This window comes from Coriobacteriia bacterium (assembly GCA_014859305.1).
Lineage (GTDB): Bacteria > Actinomycetota > Coriobacteriia > Anaerosomatales > Kmv31 > Kmv31.
In genome coordinates this window covers 1-8,041 of record JACUUM010000061.1, presented here as the reverse complement: position 1 = coordinate 8,041, position 8,041 = coordinate 1, and the positions used below count along the sequence as shown (strand labels likewise).

Here is an 8,041-nt window from a genome sequence, read left to right as displayed (position 1 = left end):
CCCTCTCTCAGCGCCAGGGGGGTCGCGATCGGCAGCAGTCGGGGGTCCAGCGAACAATGATTCTACAGTCTGTGGTAATCGGCGTCGCTGCGCAGACTATCTTCATAATACTCGCGCTCGCCTGGTCGTGCCTGCGATGGGGGTGAATGTGCAGTCTGTATAAGCCCTCCCGAGCACCCGCCGCGAGTCCCGCCACCGCGCGCGCTACAACAGCCCGTCGATCGGGCTCCGGACGCCATGGCCGCCTTTGTTCAGCACGTGGGTGTAGATCATCGTCGTGCTCAAGTCCCTGTGCCCGAGGAGGTCCTGGATCGTCCGGATGTCGTAGCCGCTCTCGAGCAGGTGGGTCGCGAACGAGTGGCGGAACGTGTGACAGCCCACGTGCTTCACGACGCCGGACCTGCGCACCGCCTCCTTCACCGCGCGCTGCAGGATCGTCGGGTGGACGTGATGGCGGCCCTCCTCGGCGGTCTTCGGGTTCTTCCAGCGCTTCTCTTGCGGGAAGACCCACTGCCAGCCCGGCTGCGACGCTGCGTTCGGGTACTTGCGATCCAGCGCGAAGGGCAGCTCGACGCGCCCCCACCCGTCGGCCAGGTCGCGCCGGTGCAGCGCCTCGGCGCGCCGCAGCTGCTCGGCCAGCGGCGCCCGGAGCGAATCGGGCAGCATCGTCACGCGGTCCTTCGCTCCCTTGCCGTTGCGCACGAGGATCTCGCCGCGGGCGAACTCGACGTCCTGCACGCGCAGGCGCAGGCACTCCATCAGCCGAAGCCCGCTGCCGTACAGCAGCGACGCCATGAGCCTCTTGTCGCCGTCGAGCTGGCCGAGGACCGATCGCACCTCGTCGCGCGTCATCACGACGGGCAGCCGCCTGGTCTTGCGAGCGCGGGTGACGTCGCCGAGGTCTCCCAACTCCACGCCGAACACGTAGCGGTACAGGAACAGCAGCGCGGAGAGGGCCTGGTTCTGGGTCGAGGAGCTCACCTTGCCCTCGACGGCGAGGTGGGTGAGGAACGCGTTGATCTCCGGCTCGCCCATCCCCGCGGGGTGCTGGACGCGGTGGAAGAGGATGAAGCGCCTGACCCAGTGGCAGTACGCTTTCTCGGTCGCGCGGCTGTAGTGACGCGCTCGCAGGGTCTCGCGCACCTGGTCCATCAGCCGCGGCGCTCGGCCGGGCGGGTGGCGGGAGCCGTCGTCGGGCGCCCTCGAAGGGTCGGGCGAGGCCGGTCCTCGGATGTTCCTCGGCTGGTGCATCGTCAGAGGATGGGCGAAGCCTCTTACCTGCCGCTTACCGGTTGCTGACAGCGCCGCCCGGGACGCGACCCTCCACGCGCCCGAGCACGAACCTCGTAAGCCGCCCGCGCGTCTCACCTCACGGCACCTGGCTCGCTCTTCGCTTCGAGGCGCGTGCCGCGTCGCCCTTCGCTGTACGCGGGCTACCCGCGCCGCTATCCTTGTCGGGCATGCGATGCTGTTCGGACGAGCTTGAGGAAAGGAACCCGGATGTCCGAGAACACACTCGGTCAGAACAAGACGCTGATGTACCTCCTGATCGCCGTGGCCGTCCTGCTGGTGGCAGTCATCGGCGTGCTGGTCGCCCAGAGCCGCTCGGGCGTGCCGGCCCCGGATCCGGCCGCGACGGGCCAGGCCGCCGAGGACGCGGCCGCGAACTCGCCGCAGCCCCCGCAGGGCGGAGGCGAGTTCGACGCCGCGACCGCCACCAAGGTCCCCGCCGGCAAGACGCCCGAGGAGTTCCTGAAGGGCTACTACGAGGCGGTCAAGTCCGGTGACTACGCCGCGGCGTACGAGTGCCTGCCGGCGGCCAACAAGGCCAACCAGGACGAGAAGTCCTTCGGCGAGCAGCTCGCCGGCTACGGGATCACGGGCTACTCGATGGACGAGCCGACGACCGAGGGTGACGAGATGACCATCGTCGCCTACCAGGAGACCGGCTTCGGCAACTTCGGCACGGCATGGACCTTCGTGAAGGACGGCGACGCGTGGCTGGTCAAGGGCAAGGCGATGGCCGGCATGAAGTAGCCTCCTTCGAGGCTCCGGGCGGCGGCCGGCGACCGCCCGCCGCCACGATACGAACGACGCGCGCGGCGCCTCCGATGTCGGGGCGCCGTGCTAGTCTTTGGCCGTGACCGCACCCGCCTGCCCTCCGCCGCCGCTTTCCTTCTGGCTCGTGCCCGGCACCGACCCCGACGTCGCCGCCGCCTACGCCGAGCTTCCCTCGCGCGCGCGAGAGGAGTCGTTCGGGCTGGAGGAAGAGGTCGTCTTCGTCGACGTCGAGACGACCGGGTTCGACCCGGCCCGCGACCACCTCGTCGAGGTGGCCGCCGTGCTCGCGCGCGGCCCGGACCTGCTCGACCGCTTCGCGACGCTCGTCGACGCGGGCGTCTCCGTGCCGCCGGAGACCACCGCTCTGACCGGCATCGACGACGCGGCGGTAGCCGGCGCCCCGTCGCCGGAAGCGGCCGTGACGCGCCTGCTCGAGTTCGTCAGCGGGCGCCCGGTCGTCGCGCACAACGCGGGCTTCGACGACGCCTTCGTCGCCGCCGTCGCCGGACCGGCGCTGGCGGGGCGGTGGGTCGACAGCCTGCCGCTGGCCCGCGTCGCGCTGCCGCGCATGCGCAGCCACCGGCTGCGCGACCTCGCCGAGGCGTTCGCTCTTGCGCCGGCGCCGCATCGCGCTCCGGAGGACGCGGCCTCGCTCGCGGCGCTGTGGCGCGTGCTGCTGTGCGGGCTGACGCTCCTGCCGCGCGAGGTGCTGCGGGCCATCGAGGATCTGGCACCATCGGCGACGGCGGGCGGGTGGCCGCTCGCCCGCGTCGTCTCGCAGGTCGCCGGCTCGCTCCCGGGACGTCCCTCCCCGCTGGACCTGCGCGCGCTGCGCGCCGAGCGGACGCGGCGCTCCGGCGCCGAGGACCTCCCCGACGCCGACGAGGTCCCCCTGCGCTGCCCCGCCCCCGCCGACGTGCTCGCCGAGTTCGGCGCCGAGGGCCTCGTCGGCGCGATGTACGCCGGCTTCGAGCCGCGAGGCGAGCAGGCGCGCATGGCCGAGGCGGTCCTCGGCGCCTTCGGAGAGGGCCGCCACCTCGCCGTGGAGGCCGGTACCGGGGTGGGCAAGTCCGTCGCCTACCTCGTGCCCGCCGCACGGTTCGCGCTGGACAACGGCGTGGCCGTGGGCGTCGCGACCAAGACGAACTCGCTGCTGGACCAGCTCGTCCACGGCGAGCTGCCCGCGCTCGCCGGGGCGTTGCGGGAACGGGGCGAGGAACTGCGCTTCGTCGCGGTGAAGGGCTACGACAACTACCCCTGCCTGCGGAAGCTCGAGCGCGAGATCGCCGCCGGCGCCGAGGACGCCGAGCGTGCGGCGATCCTGGCGGCGCTGCTCGCCTGGGTCGCGCAGAGCTCCTCGGGAGACCTCGACGCGCTCAACCTGCACTGGCGCCCCGATGTCCGCGAGCTCGTGACGGCGAGCGCGGCGGAGTGCGAGGGCAAGCGGTGCCGCTTCCGGCGCGGCGGATGCCTCGTGCACGGGGTGCGGCGCGAGGCCGCCTCGGCGCACGTCGTCGTCACCAACCACGCGCTGCTCTTCCGCGACCTGGTCTCCGCCATCGGCGTGCTGCCGCCGGTCCGCCACTGGGTCGTGGACGAGGCGCACGCCGCCGAGGACGAGGCGCGCGGTCAGCTCTCGCTGCGCGCCTCGCACGCCGAGCTCGCCGGGCTGCTGCTCGCGCTGGGCGGATCCGGTCGCGGCGGGCTGCTCGACGGCGTCGCGAAAGGCCTCGGCGCCCTTCCCGGCGACCCCGCGGCCGCGCGCGAGGGCGTCTCCCGATGTGCCGAGGCCGTCGGGCTCGCGCGCACGCTCACCGCCTCGTTCTTCGACTTCGTGGGCGACCTCGCGCCCCCTCGCGGGGAGTACGACCGCGCCGAGGCGCGCGTCACCGCCGAGATGCGCGAGAGCGGCCCGTGGGGGACGGCCGCCGGCGTCGGACGCTCGCTCGCGCGCCGTCTGGGCGAGGTGCTCGAGCGCGGACGCGTGCTCGTGACCGCTCTGGAGGAGGCCGACGACGAGTCGCTGCGCGAATCGCGCGCGGACCTCACAGGCGCGCTGTCGCGCGTGGCCGAGCAGCGAGACGCGCTGGCCGCCGTGCTGGACGGATCCGACGACGCCTACGTCTACAGCCTCACGGCCGACCGTCGCCGCGGCACGGGCGAGGGCGCTGCCGCGGCGCTGCTGGACGTGGGCGGCGCGCTCGCCGAGCAGTTCTACCCGCGGACGCGCTCCGTCGTGTTCACCTCGGCGACGATCGCGACCGGCGGCGACGGCCTGGGCACCGGCTTCCCCGGCGTGGATGAGGCGTCCGGTGCGGTCACGGGCCGGGCCGCCTTCGCGAACTTCGCGGCCCGCGTCGGCCTCGACCGCCTCCCCGACGAGGCCTGGGACGCGCTGCGTCTGCGCTCCTCGTACGACTTCGAGCGCCAGATGGCCGTCTTCGTGCCCGAGGACCTCCCGGAGCCCGTTCCGCACGGCGCGCCCGGCCACGCCGAGTACCTGCGGCGCCTGACCGAGCTCCTCGAGCGGCTGCACCTGGCGATGGGCGGCTCCACGCTGACGCTGTTCACGAACCGCCGGGAGATGGAGGCCGCCCACCGCCTCGTCGCGGACCGGCTGCACCGCGAGGGGCTGCGGTTGCTGCTCCAGGGCAGGGGCGTCTCGCGCAAGCGCCTGCGCGACGAGTTCCTCGCCGACGAGACGGTCTCGCTCTTCGCGACGCGCTCGTTCTGGGAGGGCTTCGACGCGCCCGGCGACACGCTCCGATGCGTGATCGTGCCGCGCCTGCCCTTCGGCCAGCTCGGCGACCCGCTGCTCGAGGAGCGGCGCGAGCGCGAGCGCGACTGGTGGGAGAAGTGGTACCTGCCCCAGGCGATCCTCGAGCTCAAGCAGGCGGCGGGGCGGCTGATCCGCTCCTCGACCGACACCGGATGCCTCGTGCTGGCCGACGCGCGCCTCGTCGGAGCCAAGCCCTACGCGCGGCGGTTCCTCGGGGCGCTGCCCGTGCGCGACGTCGAGCGCCTGACCGCCGAGGACGTGGTCGCCCAGGTGGAGCGGCGGTTCGCGAGGCCGCGGGAGGCGGCGTCGCGGTCACCCGAGTGCGGCTAGCTCCTCCTCGGCCAGAGCGCGCACGGCCTCGCGGACCTCGGCGGGCTCGAGCACGGTGACGGCGCCGAGCCGCGCGACGACCTCGCGCGCGAGCCAGCGCAGGGAGGAGTAAGGCACGCGTGCGAGAGTGGCGCCGTCCTCGCCGGCCTCGAACGTCGCTCCGGGCCACTCCCGGGTGCTCGCGCGCTCGCCGGGGGCGAAGCGAAGGACGGCCGCCGGCAGCCCGCGCGTGGTGAAGTCGGGCGCCGCGTCGGGAGGCGGCTCGGGCCGCTCGAAGGGCTCCCCCGTCGCGCGCAGCCACAGGAAGCGGTCGAGGCGGAAGGTGCGCTCCTCGAAGGCGGACTCGCAGAACGCCGAGAGGTACCACGACCCGTCTCGCCAGGCCAGGGCATGCGGCTGCAGCGTGCGGCACGCGGGCTCGGCCGCCCCGGACGAGAGGTAGGACGCCTCCACCTTGGCGCCCTCCTCGATCGCGCGGGCGAGCGCGGCGTACACACCGCCTTGCGGGTCCGCGGCGTGCGCGCGCACGAGCCGCTGTACGTCCTCCGGCTCGGCTCCGGGCGAGCTCGCGGCTTCCAGCTTGCGCAGGAGGGGGTCCTCGGCGGTGAGACCGCAGGCGCGGAGAGCCGCTGCGAGCGCACGCGTCTCCCGTGGGGTCAGGCGCACGGGCCGCCCGAGCGCGGGCACCTCGGCGTGGACGTGCACGTGTCCGTCGTCCTCCACGAACACGTCTATCAGGTCGTAGGGGTCGTACGGGTGCACGCCGCACATCGACAGCGTCTGCAGGTCCGCGGCGACCTCCTCGGGCGAGGAGCCGAGCGCGGAGGCGAGCTCGGCCAGCGGCATCGTCGCGCCGGGCTGGAGGTGGCTGAGCAGCCCGAGCAGGCGCCTGGCCCGCTCGGCCGCCGACGTCCTACCCGCCATGCGCGCCCGCCACCTCCCGCATCGCCTCGGCCAGCCGGGCCGCCGCCTCGGGCGGCTCGTCCACGCGCAGCCCCGGCCCGTTCGCCACCGACCAGCGCAGCAGCGCGTCCAGGTCCGCGGCCTGGACCTCCCAGGCCAGCGTCCCGCCGGGCTCCTCGGCAAGGCTCCCATGGCTCCCCGCCAGCGCACTCAGCCGAGGAGCGACCGCGGCGGAGGCGCGCACGAGCGCCGTGAACGGCTCGCCGCCGAACTGGAAGGGTAGCCGCAGGTAGGCCCGCACGTCGAAGTCGGCCGGCGGCTCGAAGTCGGGGTGCTTGGGTGCGGCGGGGTTGCGCGCCAGCCCTTCGGCGCGCGCCAGTGCGAAGACTCGCGGCTCGCCGGCCGCGGCGTCGCGTCCGACCAGGTACCATCCGCCCGCGTACACGAAGAGCCCGTAGGGCGCCACCTCGCGGTCGGAACGCTCGCCGCGGGCGTTGACGTAGGCGAACGTGACGCGCTTGCGCGCGGAGACCGCCTCGAGGAGCTCGGCGGCGAGTGCGCCCTCACCGCCCCCGGCACGCTCCCTGCCGCCGGGCCCGGGCCGGCCGGCCGGGAGGCCGGGCAGCACCTTCAGCAGCGCGAGGCGCAGCTCCTCGCCTAGCGGGAAGTCGGGGTCGTCTGCCAGCGCCGCGCCCGCCGCCCGCAGCGCGGCCAGCTCCTCGGCGGTGAGGGACAGCGGCGGGGCGAAGGTGGCGTCGGGATCGAGGCGGTAGGCCTCCGCGTCGCCCTCCCGCACGCTGACGATCGCGAGACCCGCGGCCCGGAGCTCCTCCTTGTCGCGCTCGAACATGCGAAGGAACGCCGCCTCGTCCTGGTCCTCGGGGTAGTCCGCGACGCGCGCCCGACAGTCCTCGGCGGTCACGGGACGGCGCGACGAGGCCACGAGGAGCGCGAGGTTCACGAGGCGTTCGACGGGGTCGGGCACGCGTCCTCCGGGTGGTTCGCGGGCGGGCGTCGGCGGGTCGGTTTCCGAGACCGTCCGACACCGCGATTGTACGTCGCAGAGCCTCGGGAAAAGAAACGAGGCGCGTGGGGGGTACGCGCCTCGTTCTCATTCGAGCGGGCGGTTCCCGCCCCTGAGGGGGGGAGGAGGGAGGCGGGTCGCCCGGCTCTGCGCAAGGTCTAGCAACACGTATGCCAGCTTCCTTAAGGAAGTGCAGGTCGGGGCATGCGGCTGGGCATGCGGCTGGGCGGCCGGGTGGGCGGGCCGTGGGCCGCATGGTGGGCGGGCCGTGGGCGGGCGGGTGGGGAAAGTGCGCCAACAGTGGTAGAAATGGAGACGGGCCGTGCGGGGACGCGTGGCCGGGCCGCGCGCGTCACTGCGCGGTTCGCGGGAAGAGAGGGGCGAAGTGAGCGCGGGAGCGGGAAGCGGCGAGTCGCCGGCGGGCGAGAGCCCGGCATCGGAGTTCGTCGCCTGCGTGGCCGAGGAGTTGCGCGTGCCGATCACGGCCGTCTTGGGCTACGTCGAGCTCCTGGGGCGCACCGACGTCCTCGACGACCCGAGCCAGCGCTCGCAGGTGCTCGCCTCGCTCGGCGCGCACGCCCGCGAGCTCCGCGCCGTCGCCGACGCCCTCGGCGACGCGTGCGCCGTGGGGGCGGAGGGGGGCGCCGCGACGGCCGTCGACTGCCGCGCTCTGGCCGCCGCGACCGCCTCCGCGTTCAGGGAATCCTGCGGCCTCGGCGTCCTCGCCGAGATCGACCCCGACGTGGGGGGCGTCCACGGCGAGGCGCGTCTGCTGTCCGCGGCGCTGCAGGCGCTGCTGCGGCAGATGTCCTGGGGCGCGAGGAGGGACTCCGTCCTGCACCTGGGGGTCCAGGGGGCCGGCGAGAGCGTCCGGTTCACCGTCAGCGCCCCGCCCGGCGCCGTGCCCGACTGGGCCGAGGGACCGCTGCGGCTGGGCGAGTGGA

At 74.2% G+C, this 8,041-nt stretch carries 6 protein-coding genes; 3 read left to right on the top strand and 3 right to left on the bottom strand.

Annotation, left to right across the window (positions count from 1 at the left end; translation table 11 throughout):
- Positions 1–204: 204 nt before the first annotated feature.
- Positions 205–1,152, bottom strand: a complete 948-nt coding sequence (locus tag IBX62_09845; GenBank protein MBE0477387.1) for an integron integrase — start codon at positions 1,150–1,152, stop codon at positions 205–207.
- Positions 1,153–1,500: 348 nt separating this feature from the next.
- On the opposite strand from IBX62_09845, the gene IBX62_09840 reads away from it, so the two are divergent.
- Together IBX62_09840 and IBX62_09835 are read left to right on the top strand one after the other, a co-directional pair.
- Positions 1,501–2,037 carry a hypothetical protein gene (locus tag IBX62_09840; protein MBE0477386.1) on the top strand — a complete coding sequence of 179 codons (537 nt, stop codon included), beginning with the start codon at positions 1,501–1,503 and terminating at the stop codon, positions 2,035–2,037.
- A gap of 103 nt (positions 2,038–2,140) precedes the next feature.
- Positions 2,141–5,170 carry a DNA polymerase III subunit epsilon gene (locus IBX62_09835; GenBank protein ID MBE0477385.1) on the top strand — a complete coding sequence of 1,010 codons (3,030 nt, stop codon included), beginning with the start codon at positions 2,141–2,143 and terminating at the stop codon, positions 5,168–5,170.
- Here the strand turns inward: IBX62_09835 and IBX62_09830 are convergent.
- Both IBX62_09830 and IBX62_09825 read right to left on the bottom strand, forming a co-directional pair.
- Positions 5,153–6,094, bottom strand: coding sequence for a WYL domain-containing protein (locus IBX62_09830; GenBank protein MBE0477384.1), 942 nt, complete (start codon positions 6,092–6,094; stop codon positions 5,153–5,155). The genes IBX62_09835 and IBX62_09830 overlap by 18 nt on opposite strands.
- Positions 6,084–7,058 carry a WYL domain-containing protein gene (locus IBX62_09825; protein ID MBE0477383.1) on the bottom strand — a complete coding sequence of 325 codons (975 nt, stop codon included), beginning with the start codon at positions 7,056–7,058 and terminating at the stop codon, positions 6,084–6,086. Before IBX62_09825 ends, IBX62_09830 begins: the two co-directional genes overlap by 11 nt.
- A 424-nt stretch (positions 7,059–7,482) precedes the next feature.
- Between IBX62_09825 and IBX62_09820 the strand changes: the two genes are divergently transcribed.
- Positions 7,483–8,041, top strand: a 559-nt coding sequence (locus IBX62_09820) for a hypothetical protein (protein ID MBE0477382.1), incomplete at its 3' end; no start/stop codon positions are given.